This window comes from Streptomyces rimosus (genome assembly GCF_008704655.1).
Taxonomy (GTDB): domain Bacteria; phylum Actinomycetota; class Actinomycetes; order Streptomycetales; family Streptomycetaceae; genus Streptomyces; species Streptomyces rimosus.
The window spans coordinates 6,781,145-6,802,577 of record NZ_CP023688.1; the positions used below are offsets into that span (position 1 = coordinate 6,781,145).

Annotated in this window: 22 protein-coding genes; 6 read left to right on the plus strand and 16 right to left on the minus strand. The window is 72.8% G+C overall.

Features of this window, described 5'->3' with window-relative positions; translation table 11 throughout:
• Window position 1 precedes the first annotated feature (1 nt).
• The 3 genes from CP984_RS29650 to CP984_RS29660 all read right to left on the minus strand — a co-directional run bounded on the left by CP984_RS29650 (window position 2) and on the right by CP984_RS29660 (window position 1,640).
• Window positions 2-559: an EF-hand domain-containing protein gene (locus CP984_RS29650; RefSeq protein WP_003982826.1), complete on the minus strand. Its 558-nt coding sequence runs from the start codon at window positions 557-559 to the stop codon at window positions 2-4.
• Window positions 560-624: 65 nt separating this feature from the next.
• On the minus strand, window positions 625-813 hold the full coding sequence (locus CP984_RS29655) for a DUF397 domain-containing protein (RefSeq protein ID WP_003982825.1): 189 nt from the start codon (window positions 811-813) through the stop codon (window positions 625-627).
• Window positions 810-1,640 (minus strand): helix-turn-helix domain-containing protein, encoded by an 831-nt coding sequence (locus tag CP984_RS29660; RefSeq protein ID WP_003982824.1) that lies wholly within the window; start codon window positions 1,638-1,640, stop codon window positions 810-812. The genes CP984_RS29655 and CP984_RS29660 overlap by 4 nt, the downstream gene beginning before the upstream one ends.
• A 154-nt stretch (window positions 1,641-1,794) precedes the next feature.
• On the opposite strand from CP984_RS29660, the gene CP984_RS29665 reads away from it, so the two are divergent.
• Window positions 1,795-2,316 (plus strand): ATP-binding protein, encoded by a 522-nt coding sequence (locus CP984_RS29665; RefSeq protein ID WP_003982823.1) that lies wholly within the window; start codon window positions 1,795-1,797, stop codon window positions 2,314-2,316.
• Here CP984_RS29665 and CP984_RS43060 read toward each other — a convergent pair.
• Window positions 2,267-2,941, minus strand: a complete 675-nt coding sequence (locus CP984_RS43060) for a MarR family transcriptional regulator (protein ID WP_030181120.1) — start codon at window positions 2,939-2,941, stop codon at window positions 2,267-2,269. The genes CP984_RS29665 and CP984_RS43060 overlap by 50 nt on opposite strands.
• A gap of 183 nt (window positions 2,942-3,124) precedes the next feature.
• Here CP984_RS43060 and CP984_RS29675 point away from each other — a divergent pair, with 183 nt between their 5' ends.
• From CP984_RS29675 to pulA, 3 genes are all read left to right on the plus strand, one after another.
• Window positions 3,125-4,333, plus strand: coding sequence for a cytochrome P450 (locus CP984_RS29675; RefSeq protein WP_003982821.1), 1,209 nt, complete (start codon window positions 3,125-3,127; stop codon window positions 4,331-4,333).
• Window positions 4,334-4,471: 138 nt separating this feature from the next.
• Window positions 4,472-5,884 (plus strand): alpha-amylase, encoded by a 1,413-nt coding sequence (locus CP984_RS29680; RefSeq protein ID WP_003982820.1) that lies wholly within the window; start codon window positions 4,472-4,474, stop codon window positions 5,882-5,884.
• A 46-nt stretch (window positions 5,885-5,930) separates the two neighbouring features.
• The gene (gene pulA, locus CP984_RS29685; RefSeq protein ID WP_226048716.1) at window positions 5,931-8,564 is read left to right on the plus strand and encodes a pullulanase-type alpha-1,6-glucosidase; all 2,634 of its coding nucleotides are present in this window, start codon (window positions 5,931-5,933) and stop codon (window positions 8,562-8,564) included.
• Between the two features lie 375 nt (window positions 8,565-8,939).
• Here the strand turns inward: pulA and CP984_RS29690 are convergent, their stop codons facing one another.
• The 9 genes from CP984_RS29690 to CP984_RS29730 all read right to left on the minus strand — a co-directional run bounded on the left by CP984_RS29690 (window position 8,940) and on the right by CP984_RS29730 (window position 17,576).
• A complete protein-coding gene (locus CP984_RS29690; RefSeq protein WP_003982819.1) occupies window positions 8,940-9,467 on the minus strand; it encodes a GNAT family N-acetyltransferase in 528 nt (175 codons plus the stop codon).
• Window positions 9,468-9,630: 163 nt separating this feature from the next.
• Entirely contained in the window at window positions 9,631-9,972 is a 342-nt protein-coding gene (locus tag CP984_RS29695; RefSeq protein ID WP_003982818.1) for a Curculin domain-containing protein (mannose-binding) lectin, read from the minus strand.
• Between the two features lie 358 nt (window positions 9,973-10,330).
• A complete protein-coding gene (locus CP984_RS29700; RefSeq protein WP_003982817.1) occupies window positions 10,331-11,047 on the minus strand; it encodes a TetR/AcrR family transcriptional regulator in 717 nt (238 codons plus the stop codon).
• A gap of 120 nt (window positions 11,048-11,167) precedes the next feature.
• On the minus strand, window positions 11,168-12,262 hold the full coding sequence (locus CP984_RS29705) for a PDR/VanB family oxidoreductase (RefSeq protein ID WP_003982816.1): 1,095 nt from the start codon (window positions 12,260-12,262) through the stop codon (window positions 11,168-11,170).
• A 1-nt stretch (window position 12,263) separates the two neighbouring features.
• Window positions 12,264-13,196: a metal-dependent hydrolase gene (locus CP984_RS29710; protein WP_030181143.1), complete on the minus strand. Its 933-nt coding sequence runs from the start codon at window positions 13,194-13,196 to the stop codon at window positions 12,264-12,266.
• 79 nt (window positions 13,197-13,275) lie between these two features.
• Window positions 13,276-15,270 (minus strand): hypothetical protein, encoded by a 1,995-nt coding sequence (locus CP984_RS29715; RefSeq protein WP_003982814.1) that lies wholly within the window; start codon window positions 15,268-15,270, stop codon window positions 13,276-13,278.
• Between the two features lie 107 nt (window positions 15,271-15,377).
• Window positions 15,378-15,623 carry a DUF397 domain-containing protein gene (locus CP984_RS29720; RefSeq protein ID WP_003982813.1) on the minus strand — a complete coding sequence of 82 codons (246 nt, stop codon included), beginning with the start codon at window positions 15,621-15,623 and terminating at the stop codon, window positions 15,378-15,380.
• 109 nt (window positions 15,624-15,732) lie between these two features.
• Entirely contained in the window at window positions 15,733-16,380 is a 648-nt protein-coding gene (locus CP984_RS29725) for a LuxR C-terminal-related transcriptional regulator (RefSeq protein WP_003982812.1), read from the minus strand.
• Window positions 16,344-17,576, minus strand: coding sequence for a sensor histidine kinase (locus CP984_RS29730; protein WP_003982811.1), 1,233 nt, complete (start codon window positions 17,574-17,576; stop codon window positions 16,344-16,346). Before CP984_RS29730 ends, CP984_RS29725 begins: the two co-directional genes overlap by 37 nt.
• 282 nt (window positions 17,577-17,858) lie before the next feature.
• Here CP984_RS29730 and CP984_RS29735 point away from each other — a divergent pair, with 282 nt between their 5' ends.
• Window positions 17,859-18,659 carry a GNAT family N-acetyltransferase gene (locus tag CP984_RS29735; RefSeq protein WP_043977731.1) on the plus strand — a complete coding sequence of 267 codons (801 nt, stop codon included), beginning with the start codon at window positions 17,859-17,861 and terminating at the stop codon, window positions 18,657-18,659.
• Window positions 18,656-19,585 (plus strand): lysophospholipid acyltransferase family protein, encoded by a 930-nt coding sequence (locus CP984_RS29740; protein WP_050498770.1) that lies wholly within the window; start codon window positions 18,656-18,658, stop codon window positions 19,583-19,585. Before CP984_RS29735 ends, CP984_RS29740 begins: the two co-directional genes overlap by 4 nt.
• On the opposite strand, the gene CP984_RS29745 is transcribed toward CP984_RS29740, so the two are convergent.
• The 3 genes from CP984_RS29745 to CP984_RS29755 all read right to left on the minus strand — a co-directional run bounded on the left by CP984_RS29745 (window position 19,561) and on the right by CP984_RS29755 (window position 21,395).
• The gene (locus CP984_RS29745; RefSeq protein WP_003983420.1) at window positions 19,561-20,184 is read right to left on the minus strand and encodes a winged helix-turn-helix domain-containing protein; all 624 of its coding nucleotides are present in this window, start codon (window positions 20,182-20,184) and stop codon (window positions 19,561-19,563) included. The genes CP984_RS29740 and CP984_RS29745 overlap by 25 nt on opposite strands.
• A gap of 246 nt (window positions 20,185-20,430) precedes the next feature.
• Window positions 20,431-21,057 (minus strand): rhomboid-like protein, encoded by a 627-nt coding sequence (locus tag CP984_RS29750; RefSeq protein ID WP_003983421.1) that lies wholly within the window; start codon window positions 21,055-21,057, stop codon window positions 20,431-20,433.
• Between the two features lie 71 nt (window positions 21,058-21,128).
• Complete coding sequence (locus CP984_RS29755; RefSeq protein ID WP_032921292.1) at window positions 21,129-21,395, minus strand: carboxypeptidase-like regulatory domain-containing protein; 267 nt, start codon at window positions 21,393-21,395, stop codon at window positions 21,129-21,131.
• Window positions 21,396-21,433: the final 38 nt, after the last annotated feature.

Genomic DNA, 21,433 nt, shown 5'->3' on the forward strand with positions numbered 1-21,433 from the left:
GCTAACCCGCTGCGAGCGGCGACCCGAGCAGCCAGTTGCCCGGGGCCTCCGGGTCCGGGCTCAGGTAGAACTCCTCGATCGCCGTACGGAACTCCGCGTGGCTGATGGCCCCGCTCCCGTCCCGGTCCAGCCGCCGGAAGGCGGGCTGCGAGGTCGCCGGGTCGACACCGAGCGCGTCGTACATGCGCACGTACTCGTCGGCGGTCAGCTCGCCGCTGCCGTCCGTGTCGAGGGCGCTCATCAGCGCGTCCACGATGGCCAGTACGACGTGCTCGAACGTCTTCGGCTCGGTCACCTGCGTACGCATCAGGTCGATGAACGTCCGGCGCGCGACCCGCCCCTCACTGTCCACGCCGCCCGCGTCCCGCAGCACGTCCCACCACCTCATGAACGCGTCGCGCATCGCGGTCCGGTTCTCGGTGTCCCCGGGCCGGACCAGCGCCGTGAACATCGCGGCCATCTGCTCGAAGTCCTCGCGGGTCAGCCAGCCGTCCTCGGTCCGGTCGAACCAGTCGAAGAGAATGCTGAACTTCCGGTCGAGGGTGTCGTACGCCGCCATGGAACCCACCGTCCTCTCGCGGGTGCGGTGGCCCTGGGGCAGGGCCGCGTTCCATGCAACTGCGGTCAGGGGGCCCGGTCAACAACGGCGAGGAAGGCGGCCCAGGCGTCCGCCGGGACGGTGAGGTGGGGGCCGGTTATGTTCTTGGAGTCGCGGATGCGGATGGTGGTGGGGGTGGTGGCGATCTCTACGCAGTCGTCACCCTGCGAGCCGCTGTAGCTGCTCTTGAACCAGGACGGCTCTGTAGGGCTCATAGCGCTCCTCGGATCTGTTTGAGCAGGCTCACGGACTTCTCCTGGGAAAGGGCCTGTGAGCGCATCTTGGCATAGCGCTGATACAGCACGCTGACGTCCTTGGGCCCCGTGATCAGGTTCCCGCACTGCTGGCCCTCGCTGTATCCGAGCCACTTGTTCCGCGAAGTCTCCAGCAGCCTCATGGGGCCGTCCAGCCCCGCGTGATTCGGCTGCCAACGCGGCATGACCTGAAGCTCCACGTTCCACAGTTCCGCGCAGCCGAGCACATGGTCGATGAGGTTGCGGGTGACACCCGCGCCGCCTGTGCCGCGCTCGAACAGCGATTGTTCGAGGATGAAACTGAACGCGATCGGTGGCCTTCGGTGCAGCAATTTCTGCCGTGCGAGACGCGCGGCGACTCGCTCTTCGGCCTCCTGCTCGTCCGGTGGAGGAGGGACGCTCAGGGTTACGGCTCGCGCGTACGCCTCCGTCTGCAACAGGCCCGGGATGACCCGGCACTCGTACGCGCAGAGCGCGACGGCCCGCGCTTCCAACGCAGCCCACTGCCGGAACCAGGCCGCCAGTCCCGCACGACGTGACAGGTGCTCTGCCGCTGCCTTGAACGTACCGAACGCATCGAGTACCTCCTCCGCGCGCTGGATGAATTCCGGATCAGGAAGGCGTCGCCCCTGCTCGATCGAGGCGACGGTCTGCGCAGAGAACTGCACCAGCGGGGCCAGCTCTTCCTGAGTCAGGCCCGCTCGTTCCCGAAAGACTTTCACCACGGCCCCGAACGTCTTGAGGCTGTTTGTGGACTCCGGCTCGAAGCCGTACGCGTTGCTTGCCATTTAGGCCACCTCCATTGCTCAGCTGGCTAATCCGCTCAACATGCAAATGGTCACGGCCCGTTACCCGTACGTCTACGGCGGCTACCCGTACGCTGCGCATGCGTACGGGTCGGGAGGGTGGCCTTACCAGCCGCGAACAGGCAACCGTGGCTGCATGCACGCGCAACTCATCACCCGCCCGCCCAAGCCCCCCGTAACCGTACGTGTGTTCACCCAACGCTTCAGTAGCACGCGACTCGGCGCGCGACTGGCGCGCCACCTCGCCGTGCACCGGCTCGACGCATGGGGCTTCCCGTACGGGACGCCGTTTTCCGACGATGTCGGCGTGGTCGTCGGGGAGCTGACCGCCAACGCCGTCACCCACGGCCGCGTACCGGGGCGGGACTTCGAGCTGCGGCTCGCCATCGTCGGTGGGCTCGCCCGTACGGGGACGCTGCGGATCGACGTGACGGACACGCGGACCGAGCGGCGCCCGCCGTCCCCCGACGCCCACACCCCCGCGCCGCCCGACGCGGACGCCGGGCGCGGCCTGATCGTCGTGGCCGCGCTCGCCACCCGGTGGTCCGTCCTGGACCGCGTACCGGTCGGCAAGACCGTACGCGCGGAGCTGGACCTCGTACCGGGAGTCACTCCAGAAGGAACCGCCACCGATCGGCCGATTCCATCATGTCCGTGATGACCCGCTCCAGGAACGTCGCCGCCTTGGCCGACCGTTGCCCCACGGGCGTGTCGAGCCCGGCGGTCTCCGCCACCGCCATCGTGGCCCGTATCGTCGCGAGCGTCTGCCGCGCGCTGGTCGCGACCGAGTTGTACCAGGCGTCGTCGTCGATCACGTAGATGTCGCGACGCCGCTGCGGGTCGCGCTCGCGCCGTACGTAGCCGTGCTGGACGAGGAAGTTCACGGCCACGGAGACGGAGGCCGGGCTGACCTTCAGCCGGCGGGTCAGTTCGGCCGCGGTGCGTCTGCCGTCCTCGGACAGGGCCAGGTCGACGTGGACGCGCGCCGTCATCCTCGGCATCCCTGACCTGACCGCGAGTTCGATGATCTCCTCTTCCACCGCACCGCCCGACGGTCCGGCCGCGCGTGGCGGCGCCGGTGTGCTGCGCCGCGCGCGCTGGGCCGTCGCCCGGTGTGCCTGCTGGGGGCGGTAGCCGCCGGGGCCGCCGTTGCGGCCGATCTCCCGGCTGATGGTCGAGGTCGGCCGGTCGAGCCGTCTGGCGATCTCCGCGTAGGAGAGGCCGTCGGCGAGTCCGTCCGCGATGCGTTGACGCTCCTGCTGGGTCAACCGTCCTCCTGGCATGCCGTCAGTATTGCCTTCGCCGTCAGCCATTGCAACGCGTCGTTGCGTTCAATCTCAGCGTCATTGCATCAATTAGGCGCCGCTGAGGTGCGGAAGCGTGGTTCTGTACGTTGACGCTTGCGTGAATGCAACGTAGCTTTCGCGATGTGCCGAACGCGCACTGTCGCGAGCTGAGGAATGACCATGGCTGAGTCCACCCACACTGCCCGCACCGCCCACGCCGTCCCGCCGCTGCCCACCGGGCCCCGGGCCGGCTGCCCCTTCTCCCCGCCGAAGGAACTGCTCGACGCCCGCGAGCAGGGCCCGATCGGCCACTACACCCACCCCGGCGGCAAGCCCGGCTGGATGATCACCGGGTACGACATGGTGCGGTCCGTGCTCGCCGACCCGCGGTTCAGCTCGCGCAAGGAGCTGATGAACGTGGTCGATTTCGAGATTCCGCCGCCGCCACCCGGCGAGTTCGTCCTCATGGACGACCCGCAGCACCGGCGCTACCGCAAGCCGCTGATGGGGAAGTTCACCGTGCGGCGGATGCGGCTGCTGACCGAGCGCATCGAGCAGGTCACCGCCGAGTGCCTGGACGCCATGGAGAAGGCGGGCCCGCCGGTGGACCTGGTGGCCGCGTTCGCCAAGCCCATCCCCGCCATCGTGATCTGCGAGCTGCTGGGCGTGCCGTACGAGGACCGCGGCTTCTTCCAGGGGCGGATCGACTCGTTCATGAACGGTGAGACGAGCGACGAGGACCTGATGGCGGCCTACACCGAGGTCCAGAACTACCTCGCGGACCTGGTGGCCGCCAAGCGCGCGAACCCCACCGACGACGTGCTCAGCGACCTCACCGACACCGACCTCACCGACGAGGAGTTGAAGGGCATCAGCCTGGTCCTGCTGACGGCCGGGCTCGACACGACCACGAATGTGCTGGGGCTGGGCACCTTCGCGCTGTTGCAGCACCCTGAGCAACTGGCCGCGCTGCGCGCCGATCCCGCGCTTGTCGACGGAGCGGTGGAGGAGCTGCTGCGGTACCTCAGCGTCGGCAAGCAGTTCTGGCGTACGGCGCTGGAGGATGTCGAGCTGGGCGGTCAGACCGTGAAGGCCGGCACGACGGTCGCCCTGTCGCTCAGCACCGCCAACCGCGACCCCGAGCGCTTCGCCGACCCCGATGTGCTCGATCTCCGGCGGCAGGGCGGCGGACACCTGGCCTTCGGTCACGGCGTTCACCAGTGCCTTGGGCAGCAAGTGGCCCGCATCGAGCTGCGGGTGGCGTTCTCCGCGCTGTTCGACCGCTTCCCCACGCTGCGTCTGGCCGTACCGGCCGAAGAGGTCGAACTGCGTCCGGAGTCCGCGGACGTCTTCGGGGTGAAGCGTCTTCCGGTCGCCTGGGATGTGTGAGCGCGGGGCGGCGGTACGGCGGCGGGGCCTGCCGCAACAGCCGTAACCTCGCTGCAATCTCTTGCGCAAACTCTTGCAACAATCAACCGCGGCGGATAGAACGACGGTCGAACACCTCCCACCCCCTCAGGAGGAACCATGGCCCGCACCCGCCGACACCCGTCCGCCCGCAGATCCACGGCCGCCGCCCTCGCCCTCCTCTCCGGCGCGGCGGCGGCCGTCCTCGCCCCGCCGCCGCAGCCGGCGCACGCGGCGCCGCCCGGGGCGAAGGACGTGACCGCCGAACTCTTCCAGTGGCGCTACGACTCGGTGGCCAGGGAGTGCAAGACCACGCTCGGGCCCGCCGGTTACGGCTACGTGGAGGTCTCCCCGGCCACCGAGCACATCCAGGGCGGCCAGTGGTGGACCTCGTACCAGCCGGTCAGTTACCGGATCGCCGGGCGGCTCGGCGACCGGGCCGCCTTCAAGCACATGGTGGACGCCTGCCACGCGGCCGGGGTCAAGGTCGTCGCGGACGCGGTGATCAACCAGATGTCGGCCGGGTCGGGTACGGGGACGGGCGGGTCCTCGTATACGAAGTACGACTACCCGGGCATCTACCAGCGTCAGGACATGGACGACTGCACCGAGCGGATCACCGACTACCGCGACCGGTGGAACGTCCAGCACTGCGAACTGGTCGATCTGGCCGACCTGGACACCGGCGAGCCGTACGTCCGGTCGCGGATCGCCGCGTACCTCAACGACCTGCTGTCGCTCGGCGTGGACGGCTTCCGGATCGACGCGGCCAAGCACATGGCGGCGGAGGACCTGGCCGCGATCAAGAAGCAGCTGAAGGACCCGTCCGTGTACTGGAAGCAGGAGGCGATCTACGGGGAGGGCGAGGCCGTATCGCCGACGGAATACCTGGGGAACGGGGACGTGCAGGAGTTCCGCTACGGGCGGGACCTCAAGCGGGTGTTCCAGAACGAGAAGCTGGCGTATCTGAAGAACTTCGGGGAGGGCTGGGCGTACCTGCCCTCCGGGAAGTCCGGGGTCTTCGTCGACAACTGGGACACCGAGCGCAACGGCTCCACGCTCAGCTACAAGGACGGCGCGGACTACACCCTCGCCAATGTCTTCATGCTGGCGTGGCCCTACGGGGCGCCGGATGTGCACTCGGGGTACGAGTTTTCCGTGAATGACGATGGGCCGCCCAATGGTGGTGAAGTACGCGCCTGTTGGCAGGACCGTTGGAAGTGCCAGCACAACTGGCCCGAGATCCGCGCCATGGTCGGGTTCCGCAACGCGACCCGCGGCGCGGCCGTCACCGACTGGTGGGACAACGGCAACGACGCGATCGCCTTCGGGCGCGGGAACAAGGGGTACGCCGTCGTCAACCACGAGGGCAGCCCGCTGACCCGTACGTTCCAGACCTCGCTGCCCGCCGGAGCGTACTGCGACGTACAGAGCCGCAAGCCGGTGACCGTCGGCGCCGACGGCCGCTTCACCGCCACGCTCGCCCCGAACACCGCGCTCGCGCTGCACGTCGGCGCGCGCACCTGCGGCTGAGCTCCTGACCGGCCGGTTTCCCCGAACGTCCTGAAGGAGTCCTTACGTGAGGCGCACCCTCCGCCGTACCGTCGCAGCCGTGGCCATGGCTCTGTGCGCGGCGGTCCTGCCCGCCCCGCTCCCCGCGAACGCCGCACCGCCACCGGCTCCCGCCCGGGCGGCAGCGCAGTGGATCGACCGCGACACCGTGGTGTGGAAGGGCGCCCGGCACGCGCCCGCCCAGCTGGAGTTCGGGGTGGAGGGGGAGGGCCAAGGGCTGATACGTCTTGCGCCTGCCGCGCTCGGTCCCGCCGAGCGGGCCGCGTATCCGCATCTGAAGGACTTCCCGGCCTTTGCCGTCGATCCGCGTGATCAGCGGCTCGCGGCCACCGCGCTGCGGGAACGGCTCGTCGCCGTGCAGCGGGACGCGGACGGGCGGCGCGTCAGCACCGGCGTACAGATCCCCGGCGTACTGGACGACCTGTACGGACCGGCCGCCGCCACGGTGCCGCTCGGCCCGGTCTTCCGGCGCGGCCGTCCCACGCTCGCCGTCTGGGCGCCGACCGCCCGCACCGTCGCGCTGGAGCTCGACGGGCGGACGGTGCCGATGCGGCGGGACGACGCCAGCGGTGTGTGGCAGGTGCGGGGCGCGCGGAGCTGGGCGGGGAAGCCGTACCGCTACGTCGTGACCGTCTGGGCGCCGAGCGTCGGCCGCTTCGTGACCAACAAGGTCACCGACCCGTACGCGACCGCCCTGACCGCCGACTCGCAGCGCAGCGTCATCGTGGACCTCGCCGATCCGCGCCTCGCGCCTAAGGGGTGGGCGAAGCTGAAGAAGCCCGCCGCGGTGCCGCTGAACCGGGCCCGTATACAGGAGCTGCATATCCGGGACTTCTCGGTGGCGGACCGGACCTCGCGCCATCCCGGTCAGTACCTGGCCTTCACCGATCGCCGCTCGGACGGAATGCGTCATCTCAAGGCGCTCGCGGACGCGGGGACCTCGTACGTCCATCTGCTGCCCGCCTTCGACATCGCGACCATCCCGGAACGGCGCGCCGACCAGGCCCGCCCCGACTGCGACCTGGCGGCACTGCCCGCCGACTCCGAGCGGCAGCAGGAGTGCGTGGGCAAGGTGGCCGGGCGTGACGCGTACAACTGGGGGTACGACCCGTTCCACTACACCGTGCCGGAAGGCTCGTACGCCTCCGACCCCGACTCACCGCGCGCCCGGACCGTGGAATTCCGGCGCATGGTGCAGGGGCTTAACGGGGCCGGGCTGCGTACGGTCATGGACGTGGTCTACAACCACACCGCCGCCAGCGGGCAGGGCGCGCTGTCCGTACTCGACCGCATCGTGCCCGGCTACTACCACCGGCTGCTGGACGACGGCTCCGTGGCCACCTCCACCTGCTGCGCGAACACCGCGCCCGAGCACCTGATGATGGGCCGGCTCGTGGTGGACTCGATCGTGACCTGGGCGAAGCAATACAAGGTCGACGGGTTCCGGTTCGACCTGATGGGGCACCACCCGAAGGCCAACATCCTGGCCGTGCGCAAGGCCCTGGACGCGCTGACCGTCGCCAAGGACGGCGTGGACGGCAAGGCCATCGTCCTCTACGGAGAGGGGTGGAACTTCGGCGAGGTCGCGAACGACGCGCGCTTCGTCCAGGCCACACAGCGCAACATGGCGGGCACCGGCATCGCCACCTTCAACGACCGCTCGCGCGACGCGGTGCGCGGCGGCGGCCCCTTCGACGCGGACCCGCGCGTCCAGGGCTTCGCCTCCGGCCTCTACACGGCCCCCAACCCCTCGCCCGCCAACGGCACCCCGGCCGACCAGCGCGCCCGCCTGCTCCACTACCAGGACCTGATCAAGGTCGGTCTGACCGGCAACCTCGCCGGCTACACCTTCACCGACACCTCGGGCCGTACGGTCAAGGGCTCGGAGGTCGACTACAACGGCGCGCCCGCCGGGTACGCCGCGGCACCCGGCGACGCCCTCGCGTACGCCGATGCCCACGACAACGAGACGCTCTACGACGCCCTCGCCTACAAGCTCCCACAGCCCACGTCCCCCGCCGACCGGGCGCGGATGCAGGTCGTGGCCCTGGGCGTCGCGGCGCTCTCGCAGGGCCCGGCCCTCTCGCAGGCGGGGAGCGACCTGCTCCGGTCCAAGTCGCTGGACCGCAACTCCTTCGAAAGCGGCGACTGGTTCAACGCGCTGCACTGGGACTGCCGGGACGGCAACGGCTTCGGGCGCGGCCTGCCGCCCGCCGCCGACAACAAGGACAAGTGGCCGTACGCCCGGCCGCTGCTGGCCGACCCGGCCCTGCGCCCCGGCTGCACGGAGATCACCGCCGCTTCCGCCGCGTACCGCGACCTGCTCCGTATCCATGCCGCCGAGCCGGTCTTCGGCCTGGGCAGTGCCGCCGCCGTACAGGAGGCGCTGTCCTTCCCGCTGTCGGGGACGGCCGAGACGCTGGGCGTGGTGACCATGCGGCTGGGCAAGCTGGTCGTGGTGTTCAACGCGACGCAGCACCGGCAGGTCCAGCGGGTCCCGGCGCTGGCGGGGCAGCGGTACGGGCTGCACCGTGTCCAGGCGCGCGGCGCCGACCCGGTGGTGAAGGCGGCGTCGTACGAGAAGCGGACCGGGACGTTCGCGGTGCCGGGGCGGACGGTGGCGGTGTTCGCGGAGCGGTAGGTTCGCGGCGCGGTGGTTTCGCGGCGCGGTGGGGGCGTGCTCGAAGCCCTGCGTGGGGCCGTTCGCGAGGCTCTTGGTGGGGCCGTTCATGGGCCGCCCTGCCCATGAACGGCCCATCCGCCGAAGGCGGCTCCGGGGCCTGGGTTTCCCCCGTGGACCCTTCCCATGGTTCCCCCATACGTCCGCCGGAGCGGACTCCATGGGCCCCCGTGGTCCCTCGACCCGCAGGCCCCGGTGACATCCACTCTCCCGGCCCGGGGGATTGTCCGAAAGGGCTGTTCGCACCGGACAAAGGCCCGTACAACCCGGACCGGTGGTGCGGCGCCTCATCGCGCGCCGGTGCTCTGCGCCGGGTGCGCGCCCCCTATGCGCCCCCTATGCGCCCGGCCCGAGCAGGCGCTTCTCCATCAGCGTCACGGTGTACCTGCTGCCGTCCGAGCCCACCTTCGCGGGCTGCTCGCCGACGACACGGTAGCCCGCGCTCTCGTAATACGGGCGCAGACGCGGATTGCCCGACTTGCAGTCGAGGCGGCTCAACGGGCGGCCCGCCGCGGCGATCCGCTGCTCCGCACGGGACAGCATCGCGCGGCCGGTACCCGCCGGGGCGCGGTCGTGGTCGACCATCAGACGGTGCAGATAGCCCGCCTCGGGCGGTCGCGGCCCCCAGGCGGGCAGATCCTCCCACCACAGTTCCCACGCGCCGACGATCTCCCCGTGCAGCTCCGCGAACCACACCTCGTCCTGCTTGATGCGCAGCCGGAAGTGCGCGGCGTCCCGTTCGCCCGGGGTCCACTGGTCGATGCCGCGGCTCTGTATCCATCGGGCGGCGCCGTCGTAGAGGGCGACGAGGGCGGTCACATCGGCGTCGGTGTCCTCGGCGAGGCGGTAACTGATCATGTCCATGCGCGGATTGTGCCGCAGGTGCGGTGGAACGGCGCGGCCCCGGGACATGCGACGGCCCCGGGACGTCAGGCGGTCCCGGGACATGCGGCGGCCCCGTACGCGGCGACCGGTAGGGGCAGGGCCGGAAAGCGGTTGCTTCGCTCACCGGCGCCCGCCCCGTGGCTCAGGACCCCGTGTTCGTCGCCCAGATCGGCTTGTCACTGGCGTTGTAGATGACGATGTTGCCGTCGTCCTGCACGGAGAGCTTGGCCCCGTGGTTGCCGCCGGTGTCCGAGTGCCAGATCTGCCGGCCGGAGGAGTCGTAGACGACGAGGTCGCCGTCCATCTCGAAGGCGGCCGTCTCGCCGTTCGGGTAGACGCCGTCCGCCTGCCAGCTCGCCTTGCCGTTGCGGTACGCGACGAAGTTGCCGTCCTCCTGGAGGCGCAGCAGGGTTTCGCCGTTACCGGACGTCCACGCCTGGTTGCGGCGGATGAATGTCCTCGGCTGGAAGTCCGCGTTCGCCATGTCTGCCCCCTCGCTTCGGCCCGGGGCCGTTCCCCGGGCCGTCAGCCAAGGTAGTGCTGCGGACCGTGGGAACCTCAGGGGCAATGAGGCCGACTGAATCGCTCTGTTTCTGCCGGTGCGGAAGACGAGAAAGCGGCCGTTCGCAGGTGTCCGGGACGTTACGGCGGGGGCTGCCCGCGCGGCAGGGGGCGCTGTTCCCGCTGTGGCGTCGGAGAGCGGGGTCCGGCCCGGCGGACGGAGGCCCGCGCCGGAGCACGAACCTTTCCGCCGGACACTCCTGGCAGCCCGGCACCGGCCACCGGCCACCGCCCCTGGCCAACGAAATCTGGCGTGCTCGCCTTCTTGCGGAGTGCCCGCCCTACGTCGGCTGCGGTGCCAGCGCCACCAGCCGCGTCAGCAGATCCCCGAACGGGCCGTCGGACGGCTCGTCGGCGAGGACGCGGCCCAGGAGACCGGCCATCTCCTCGTCGTACGCGGCGCTCACCGCCGCCAGCGCCGCGAAGTCGTGCACCAACTGCCGTTCCAGCTCGCCGCGCGGAATGGCGCGGCTGTCCAGCCAGATCAGCGCCGTGGTCTCGGCGAGCGATATCCAGGAGCGGACCACCAGCTCCACTCGCGGCGCCGGACCCGTCACCCCCAGGTGGGCGAGGATCTGCTCGTACGCGGCCTGGCGCACCCCGTCGATCATCGCGCGCGCCCGGCCGGAGCCCGCCGCCTCCATCGCGCCGATCGACGGCCCGCCGCGCATCAGCGCGGAGAAACCGGGGCCGTGCTCCTCCACGAAGTCGAAGAAGCGCTCCATGACGCGCAGCAGCCGGGCGCCGAGCGGGCCCTCGTGCGGCTCCACGAACCGGGCGGCCAGCTCGTCGGCCGCCCGGCGCAGCGCCGCCTCGTACAGGCTCTGCTTGCCCGGGAAGTAGTGGTAGACCAGCGGCCGGGAGATGCCGGCCGCCTCCGCGATCTCGTCGATCGAGACCTCTTCCGGGGCCCGGTGGCTGAACAGGCCGAGCGCCACGGCGATCAGTTGCTCGCGCCGTTCCTCGACACCCATCCTGCGGCGCGCCCCGTTGGTCATGCGAACACCCTAACGACCGGGACCGCACCGCGGAATCGAACGACCGGAGTGCGGACAGCGGTCTCCGCGAAGCGGTCGGAGACCGGGCACGACCCGCTCCGCGCCCGCTGCCCCCGGCCCTCAGAGGTCGAGCACCAGCCGCTCCCCCCGCGCCCGCGAGACGCAGATCAGCAGGGAGTCGTCCCGTTCGGCGTCGGTGAGGAGTTCGTCGCGGTGGTCCACCTCCCCGGCGAGCACCCGCTGCTGGCAGGTGCCGCAGAACCCCTGCTCGCAGGAGTACGGCAGGTCGGGCAGCGCCTGGTCGCGGATGGCGCGCAGGACGCTGCGGTCCGCGGGGACCGTGACCGTACGGCCGGTACGCCGCAGCTCCACCTCGAACTCCGCGTTCTCCCCGGCCGGTGCGGCCGCCGCGGGCGCGAACCGCTCGGTGTACAGGGTCAGTCCGCGCGCGCCCTGTGGCAGCAGCGCGGCGACCGCGTCCATCAGCGGATCGGGGCCGCAGCAGTACACGGCGGCGTGCGGTGGCGCGTCGGCGAGCGCGGCGGCCAGGTCGGGCAGGCCGTCCTCGTCCTCGGCGACCACCGTCACCCAGTCCGACGCGGCGCCCGCCAGCTTCTCGATCTCCGCCAGGAACGGCATCGACGCGCGCGTCCGCCCGCCGTACACCAGCCGCCAGGGCACGCCCTCGGACTCGGCCTGCCGCAGCATCGGCAGGATCGGCGTGATGCCGATGCCGCCCGCGATGAACAGGTAGGCGTGGCACTCCTCCAGCCGGAAGCGGTTGCGCGGCCCGCGCACCTCGACCGCCGTGCCCTCGTGCAGCTGCTCGTGCACCTCCCGCGAGCCGCCCCGGCCGTCCTCGATCAGCCGCGTCGCGATCGTGTACGAGCCGGTGTCGGCGGGGTCGCCGCACAGCGAGTACTGGCGTACGGCGCCGGACGGCAGCACCAGGTCCACGTGCGCGCCCGGCTCCCAGCCCGGCAGGCCGTCGCCCTCCAGGCGCAGCCGTACGACGCCCTCGGCCTCCTCGGCGCGCTCCACGACCAGCAGCTGCCGGGGACCGGAGCGGTCGCGGCCCTGGCCGGAGACGGGGTTCTCCAGGGCGGGCATCGGCCACAGCGGCGACCGGCCGATGCGCCGCCGCAGCGCCCGCCGGACGACCAGCGCGGCGCCGGCGGCGATCAGGACCGTGGGTATGCGGGGGAGGGACGGCATGTCAGGCGGCTCCTGTCGGGCGGGCGGGGTGCGTCGGGCGGGCCTCGGCGGCGGTCGCGGCGGGGGATCGCGCGAGGTAGGCGGCAGCCTGCGCGGTGCTGCCGTACCGCGACGGGTGGTAGGCGCGGCTCAGGTACTGCGGGATGGAACGGGCCATCGCCCCCGGCGTGGGCAGCACGCCCTGCCGCCCGCCCCGCGCGAACTCCCGAAGGCTGGCCCGGCCGTCCGGGAGCGTCGGGTCGTTCGCCATGAAGAAGCGGGCGCCGCGCTGCCAGAGGAAGACCAGCGCGCCGAAAGCGGTGGCCCAGGTCCGCACCCGCCGCCGGTAGCCGCCGTCCACGTGCATGAACAGGTCGAAGGCCACCGAACGGTGCTCGACCTCCTCCGCGCCGTGCCAGCGCAGCAGGTCCAGCATCGTCGGATCGGCGCCCCGCGCGTCCAGCGCCCCGGCGTTGAGCACCCAGTCCCCGAGGAACGCGGTGTAGTGCTCGATCGCCGCGATGATCGCGACCCGCTCCATCAGCCACCACTGACGCGCCCGGCCCGGCGGCAGGGTGCGATCGCCGAGCAGCTTCTCGAAGAGCCAGTCGACCTGCGCGGTGTACGGGGTGGGGTCGAGCCCGAGCCGCTTGAGATGCGGCAGCACGTCGTCGTGCGCCTGCGAGTGCATCGCCTCCTGCCCGATGAACCCGAGCACGTCCTCCCGCAGCCGCGCGTCGCGGATCTGCGGCAGCACCTGCTTGTAGACGTGCACGAACCACCGTTCGCCGGCGGGCAGCAGCAGATGCAGCACATTGATCGTGTGGGTGCTGTCCGGGTCGCCGGGAATCCAGTGCAGCGGGGTGTCCGCCCAGTCGAAGGCGACGTTGCGGGCCTTCAACGGGGTGTGCTCGGACGCGGTCGGCCGGGGCCGCAACGAGGCCGTATTAGACATGGCGTCAATGTACTGGTGAGTACGGGGTGGGCAACAGGGCTGGGACGGGGAATTGCCGCACCCCTTCACTGCCGTCCTTCTACTTCAGCCCGGACACCCGCGCCCCGCTCGGCAGCCGCGCCGACAGCTCGGCCTGAGCGCCCGCCGCGGCCGGTACGGTGAGCAGCGGACCGGCCGCGCGGCCTGTCACCCCGCCCCGCGCGGTGATCTCCGTGAGCTGTCCGCTGCCCGCCGCCACCAGCCACCACTGGCCGCCCTGCGCCTTCCACAGCACTCCGGCCAGGGCCCACGGCTCGCGGGGGCCGCAGCCGGGGCCGCCTTCGGAGCGGGCCACGACCGTGCCCGGTGCGTCGGGCCGACCGGGCTTGGTGGGGGTCTGGATCTGGGCGAATGTGCGGGAGCCGGGACCGCGCCAGGTCTCGGCGCGGGTGCAGAGCCAGGCGGCGGTGCCGCCGCCGGCGGGCAGAGGGCCGCGGGCGAACTCCCAGGAGTTGACGCTTCGCACGCCCTGGCCGCGCAGCCCGCCGAGGTGACATGCCGTACGGGCCCAGGCGGCGCGTGCCTGCGGTCCCGACGGGTCGCCCGGCCGGTCCGGTGCGCCGTACGTCAGGCGGGCCGGGAGCAGTTCGCCCAGGTCGGTGTAGAGGTGGCCGTCCATGCGCAGGGCCTGCCAGGCGGTGCAACCGGTGGCCTGGGCAGGGGACGGTACGGGGCCGGTCGTGCCGTCGTCGAGGTGCAGCGGCTGGGGAGCGTCGGCGGGCTTCCGGAGGTCGGTCAGGTCCGCGCGGTCGATCCAGGGTGCGGTCAGATAGCGGACGTTGCTGTCCGCGCGGTTCAGGACCAGGGCCGGGGCGGAGGCATCGTCGGAGTTGTCCGTGCGGGCGAGGTCCAGCGCCGCGCCGGGGCCGTCCTCGCTCCCCTCGCCCGTACCGTCGGCAGCCTCGACATAGCGCACCACGCGCAGCCCGTCGTACAGCAGCACCACCGCGGACCGGTCCACCACGCCCGCGTAGAGCAGCTGTGGCGGACCGGCCGCGGGGCCCTTGGCGGTGCCCGGGGTGGCGGAGACCTGCACGTCGGGGCCGGGCCTGGCCCACACGGCCAGCGCGCGCCGGAGCAGCGCGCTGTCGTGGGTGCGGTCTCCGCGGGCGGGCCACGCCGCGAGACCCCGCCGTGTCGCGTCCTGCCAGGCCCCGGCGGGGGCCCGCGTCACCTTGGCGGGGTCGAGGGCGGCCTGGGCCGCCGGGTTCTGGGCGTACGGGGGAGCCGCGGCGCCATCGGGGCCCCAACCGCCGCCCGGCAGACCCAGCAGCGCTCCGCACACCAGCACCGCTGCCCCGGCCGCCGGCACCGCGCGGGTGCGCTGGCGGCGCCGCATGAGGTCGGTGGGCCGGGCTTGGAGCGAGCACGGGTCGAATTCGGCGGACTCCAGCAGCGAGCGGTCCCGGCTGCCCGCGGGCAGCGGGGTGTCCGCCGCCGCGGCGAGCGCGCCGGGCGCGTCCTGTGCCCCGGCCTCCTCCAGGATCGCGCACACGTCCGCGTCGCCCAGCCCTTCCAGGGCGCGCAGCACATACGCCGCGCGGGCCGGGCCGGAGAGCGCCGACAGGGTCCGGTCGAGGGCGAGTTCGTCCGCGCCGCCGGCCCGCGGGAACAGCCGCAGCCCCCAGACCCGCGGCAGCAGCGGGGGAAGGGAGGGCACGGACACCTCGCGGCGCACCAAGGGGAGGCGCAGCCGGGGCCGTTCGGCGGCCAGGGCGGAGCGCAGCATCCGCAGCCGTACGAACGCGTAGCCCGGGTCGGCGGCCGGGCGGCCGGAGCGGCGCTGGGACGGCAGGACGGGGAGCGGGGAGCGGGAGTCCTGGCGCGGCAGCGCGCGCTGCACGATCGCATGCGCCGTCAGGACGCGCCGGTTGCGCCCCAGCGAGGGCGGCAGCACCAGGTAGGCGAGGCGCGTCAGCCGCGGGTAGTGCTCGACGAGGGCGGCCTCGGCCTGGTCGACGCCGACGAAGACGTCCGGGCCGTCACCGGCGCCGGAGCCGTCCGGACGGGGGGCTGTTGCCTGCTGCTGCTCCACGTTCGGTGAAACGAGTGAATCCTGGGATGGTCACCTCGTCCGCCGTCGCCGGACGAGGTGCTCCGTACGGCGGCGAGGCCGCCCCGCCGCCGTACGGTCACGCGCGGCTACTCCGAAGGCAGGTGGCGGTCGAGGTCGAACTCGCCGTCCCGGGCGCCCAGGACGAACGCGCGCCACTCCGCTTCGGTGTACCGCAGCACCACGTCCGGCTCCTTCGAATTCCGCATGGCCACCGCGCCCTTCTCCAGGAAGGCGATCTCCACCGCCTCCTCGGACTCGCCCGGGGCGCGCTGCCAGGTGGCGTCGGAGATGTCGAGGGCGTAGAGCCACTCCTTCTCAGCTGCGGCACTCATACGGTGAACTCCTCGCTCGCGGTCCGTACGGTTCTGCGTACGGATCGTCAGCGTACGCGGTGGCCCGAGCGGCTTCCAGCGGTGCCGCCAGGTGTGATACGCGCAGCTCCTAGCCACGGTCCAGGTACGCCAGCACCGCCAGCACCCGGCGGTTGTCGTCGTCGGACGGCGGCAGTTGCAGCTTTCCGAAGATGTTGGAGGTGTGCTTGGCGACGGCCCGTTCGGTGATCACGAGTTTGCTCGCGATGGCGGTGTTCGAGCGGCCTTCGGCCATCAGCTCCAGCACCTCGGTCTCGCGCGGCGTCAGCCGGGCCAGTGGCCGGTCCCCGGACCGCCGGGACAGCAGCTGGGCGATCACCTCCGGGTCCATGGCCGTCCCGCCCGCCGCCACCCGCCGTACCGCGTCGATGAACTGCTCGGCGTCGAAGACCCGGTCCTTGAGCAGGTAGCCGACACCGCCGGTGCCGTCGGCGAGCAGTTCGCGCGCGTACAGCTGCTCCACGTGCTGGGAGAGGACCAGGACCGGCAGGCCGGGCCGGGCGCGGCGGGCGGCGAGCGCGCACTGCAGGCCCTCGTCCGTGAGGGTGGGCGGCAGCCGCACGTCGACCACTGCCACGTCCGGCCGCTCCTCCTCCAGCGCCCGCGCCAGATCGGGTCCGTTGCCGACGGCGGCGGCGATCTCGAAGTCGAACGCCTCCAGCATCCGTATCAGCCCGTCCCTCAGGAGGAAGAGGTCTTCGGCGAGCACAACGCGCACGGGATCTCCAGCGTGACCAGGGTGGGGCCGCCCACAGGGCTGCTGACGGCCAGAATGCCGTCGAATGTACCGAGTCGGCGTTCGAGGCCGCGCAGGCCGGAGTGGGCACCGCCGTGGGCGGCCCCGCTCGTGCCGTCCGCGGACAGGACCACACCGCCGCGGCCGTCGTCGCCGACGCTGATCCGCAGCCGCCCCTCGGCGTACTCCAGGTCCACCCACACCCGCTCCGCGTCCGCGTGCTTCACGGCGTTGGTGAGCAACTCGCTCACGGAGAAGTACGCGGCCGACTCCACCGGCGCCTCCAGGCGGCCCGGCAGCCGCCCGGTCACCTCCACCGGCAGCGGCATCCGCAGGGCCAGCGCCCGTACGGCGTCGTCCAGGCCGCGTTCGGCGAGCACCGGGGGATGGATGCCGCGGACCAGGTCGCGCAGTTCGGTCAGGGCCTGTGCCGAGGACGTACGGGCGCGGGAGACCAGCTCCTTGGCCTTGGCCGGGTCGCGTTCGATCAGCGCCTCGATGGTGCCCAGGTCCATGCCCATCGCGACCAGCCGGGCCTGCGCGCCGTCGTGCAGGTCCCGCTCGATCCGGCGCAGTTCGGCGGCCGAGACGTCCACCGCGTCGTGCCGGGTCTCGGTGAGCCGTGTCACCCGGGCGGCCAGCTCGGCCTTGGACGGGGTGAGGAACGCCGCCGCGAGCCGGAAGTGCACCCTGAGCAGCTTCGTATTGAAGAGGGAGGCGGCGAGCACCGCCGCGCCCAGCACCGGCATCAGGGCCACCTGTACCGGGTCCGAGACGGACAGGAACACGTACTCGTAGTCGTGGACCAGGCCCTTCCAGACCAGCAGCGGGAGGACGAATCCCTCGATGCCGAGCACGATCAGCACGCCCGGCAGCAGCGCCGTGATGCACCCGGCCGTCAGGTCGACCCCCAGCCACCCCAGTTCCCGCCAGGTCGCCGGGTCGCGCAGCAGCTGGTAGCAGTGCTGCACATGACCGGACAGGCCGGGCTGCCGGTCGGGGAGCGGGCGCTGGTCGTCCGGTATGCGAAGCCCGGTCCAGTCGTGCGCCCACCGCCGCCGCTGGTCGGCGTAGCGCCGGGTCAGGGATATGAGGGGCGGGGTGGTCAGCCAGCCCAGTCCGAGCGGCAGCGAGGCGAGCGAGACGAGGGTGAGGCAGAAGAGGGCGGCCGAGCCCACGAGTGACAAGCCTGTGAGCCAGAGACCTCGTGCCCCGGCGACCAGTGTTCGGCGGACTCTCATCCGTACGCTCCCTCTCCTTCACGCGCCCGGACGTCGGGCGCGGGGACAGTCTGCCTGGAAGAGAAGTCCAGGCCACTGGGCCGCGCCCCCGGAAAAGGGGGTGTACCTGGCACCACCCCCCCGGGGGTGCCCCAGGCGATCGCACCCGGTGGCCGCCGTCTTCTCCCGTACGCGATCCCGTCGGCCTCACCACGTCTCGACCTCCGGACGGAGAGCCCCATGAGCGTCCCCGCGACCGTGTCCGCAGCCACCCCGCCCGCCACCGCCGCCCCGTACGAGACCTCGATCGCCGACGCGCCGGACCGGATACGCGCCGCCCAGCGCCTGCGCCACCGGGTCTTCGCCGAGGAGATGGGCGCCACCCTCCACTCGCCCGTGGCGGGCCACGACATCGACCCCGTCGACGCCCGCGCGGACCATCTGATCGTCACCGAGACCGCGACCGGCGACGTGGTCGGCACCTACCGGCTGCTGCCGCCAGGCCGCACCGAACGCCTCTACTCGGACGGTGAGTTCGACCTGACGGCGCTGGCCGCGCTGCGCCCCTCGCTCATCGAGGCGGGCCGCTCCTGCGTGCACGCGGAGCACCGCAGCGGCGCCGTCATCAACCTCATGTGGGCCGCGCTGGCCCGCTACACCCTGCTCTCCGGACACCGCTACCTGGCGGGCTGCGCCTCCGTACCGCTGGGGGACGGGGGCGCGGCCGCGGCCGCCGCGTGGGAGCTGGGCCGCACCCGGTACGCCGCACCGCCCACCCTGCGCGTCACCCCGCACCACCCGTGGCGGCCCGCCGGACCGGGCCCGGACGCCCGCCCGAACCCGTCGCTGCTGCCGCCGCTGCTCCGCGGCTACCTGCGGATCGGCGCGTGGGTGTGCGGACCGCCCGCCCACGACCCGGAGTTCGATGTGGCGGACTTCTTCGTGCTGCTGGACATGGAGCGGCTCAACGAGCGGTACCGGCGGTTCTTTCTGGGGGAGCAGGCGGACGGGCGCGCTCCGGTGGCCGGGGGCCGGCCGTGAGCACCTGGGAGGTGCGCTCCGAGTGCACCCCGCGGTGCGCCGCGCACGCCGCGCCGCGGGTCCCGTTCACGGAGACCGCCCGCCGCTGCGCCGCCTTCGCACGCGCCGCGGGCCGCGCGCTGCGGGACGGCGAGCGGATGGCCGAACCGGCCCGGCTGCGGGCGCACGCGCGGGCGGTGCTCGCCTCGGTCGGCGTACGGCTCGTGGTCGAGGCGGCGCGGGACGGGGTGGGGCTCGCGGTGCCGTACGGGGCGGGGTCCGCGGTGCCGCACGGGGCGGACGCCACGCCCGCGTCGCAGGCCCGCCCCGGCACCCTCGTCGTCGCCAACCACATCTCCTGGCTGGACATCCCCGCGCTGCTCGCCGTCGAGCCGGTGACCCTGCTCGCCAAGCGCGAGGTCGGTGACTGGCCGCTGGTGGGCACCCTCGCCCGCCGCGCCGGCACCCGCTTCATCGACCGCGCCGGCCCGCGCCAACTGCCCACGGCCGTCGCCGGCCTTGCGGACCTGCTGCGCTCCGGCCGGTCCGTGGCCGCGTTCCCGCAGGCCACCACCTGGTGCTCGGTGGCGCACGGCGCGTTCCGGCGCGCCACCTTCCAGGCGGCGCTGGACGCGGACGCCCCCGTACGGCCGGTGACCATCGCGTACGAGCAGCTGGGGATGCCCAGCACGGTCGCGGGCTTCCTCGGCGACGAGGAGTTCCTGTCCTCCGTACGGCGGGTGGTCGGCGCGCGCGGCCTGACCGTACGCGTCACCGTGCACCCCCCGCTGCTCCCGCACCCCGGCGCGCACGACCGGCGCACGCTGGCGGCCCTCGCCCGCGCCGCCGTCTCCCGCACCGTCCGCGAGCCGGTCCGTTACGCGCCGGGTGCGTGCCGGGTGGGCGCAGCGCCCGCGCCGGATCAGGCGCTCGGTACGTACTTGTAGCCGACGCGCCGTACGGTCACGATCGACGACCGCACGTCCGCGCCCAACTTGCGGCGCAGCCGGGCCACATGCACGTCCACCGTCCGGCCGTCGCCGACGTGCCCGTACCCCCACACCGTGGTCACCAGCTGGTCGCGGGTGTGCACCCGGTGCGGGTGCGCGACGAGGTGGGCCAGCAGCTCGAATTCGAGGTACGTCAGGTCCAGCGGACGGCCGTGGACGTGCACGGTCCGCTGCTCGGGGTCGATGCGTACGGTCGCGTCCCCGGTCGTCGCCGCGGCCGGGCCGACGGTGTCCGGGGCGGGCCCCACGGCGGTGCCCGGCGGGGCCGCCGCGGCCGGTACCGACTCCGCGGGGACCAGGACGAGATAGCCGACCATGGCCGGCTGTCCCGGCAGCGCGGGCAGGCTGTGCTGTGGCGCGGGGAGCCAGGTCGCGCCGGAGGTGAGCAGGTCGGCGACGGGCGGCAGTTCGTCGGGCGCCACGGCGCGCAGGCGCTGGCGGCCCGGCAGGGCGGCGGCTGTCGCGGCGGCCGAGACGGGGGCGGAGACGGCGGCGGACTTCGCGGAAGGGGCGGTGAGGGTACGGACGTTCGTCATGATCGGTCAGCTCTTTCGCGCAGTGGGGGCGTCGGTGGACGTCGTGCGCGCGGGCAGGGCTGGGGACGCCGCGAAAGGCGTCGGAGAGGTGTGTGCGGGCCCGCGCTCAGTGCGCGCGGCAACACAGACGGTCGAAGTGATGCCCCTGCCGGGACGGCCAGAAAGGCTCTAGGTCGCTGCGACCCGTCGCGGTTTCGGTAAGGCTGGCCATGCCCCCATTCAACCAGACTGCCGGTGTTCTGTCCTTCAGGTGTCCCGCCGCCCGGCGCGGGCCCGGCGGCGGGCCTTGAACACGGCGCCCGCGCCCATACCCAGCAGCAGGGACGTCAGATGCCCCACGTCCGTGAAGTCCCGTTCCCTGCGCAGGACCGGGTGGACGCCCAGCGCCAGCAGCCCCGCCGTCGCCGCCGCCCGCGCCCCGCGGTGCGGTAGGGACACGGCGAGCGCGCCCACCGTGGCGTAGAAGCCGTAGCTCGCGCCGACGTCCACGGCCCGCTCGGTGTCGGGGGTGACGTACTCGTGGGAGAGCGCGCGGGCCGCCCGCAGCCCGCCGTACACGAGCACGCTGGCGCCGATGTGCCCGGCGGCGAACATCCCGGCCACCCGCCGGGTGCCCCACGCCGCCTCGGCCGTGCCGAGCGCCGCGAGCAGCGCGAGCCCGTACGGGACGGGCAGCGGGCTCTCGACGAACACGGCGCTGGTCGCCAGCGTCCGCCAGCGGCCCGCACGCAGGTTGTGGACGTTGGTGGAGTGCGCGCGCAGCAGCTCGGCGCGCTCGTGCGCGGGCATCCGCGCGGTGGCGTACGCGCCGAGCTGGACGGCGCCGACGTACAGCGGGGCGAGCCAGGGAGCGTAGGCGGAGGGCGCTTTCATGCCCTCCATCATCCCCGGGGACCGTGCGTGACGGCGGGCGGGACCCGGTCGGCAGGACCGGCCGGGCCCGTTCAGCCGAGCCGGATCTCCACCGGCTCGGCCGAGCCGCCGCGCACCGTGACCGGGGCCCCGGCGGCCCGCGCCACGCCGCCGCCCCGCTCCGAGCGGCACTCGACGGTGTAGCGGCCGTCGGCGCCGGCGGAGAGGGTGAAGCGCCCTTCGGCGTCGGTGAGCGCGGCCACGTCCGGGAAGGAACCGGGGCCCGCGGCGAGGTACACCCGGGCGTCCGGGACGGCCCGGCCGTCCGCGTCCACCACGACTCCGGAGATCACCGCCATGCCGGGCCCCTTCATCCGTTCACTCGTCTCGCACGGTC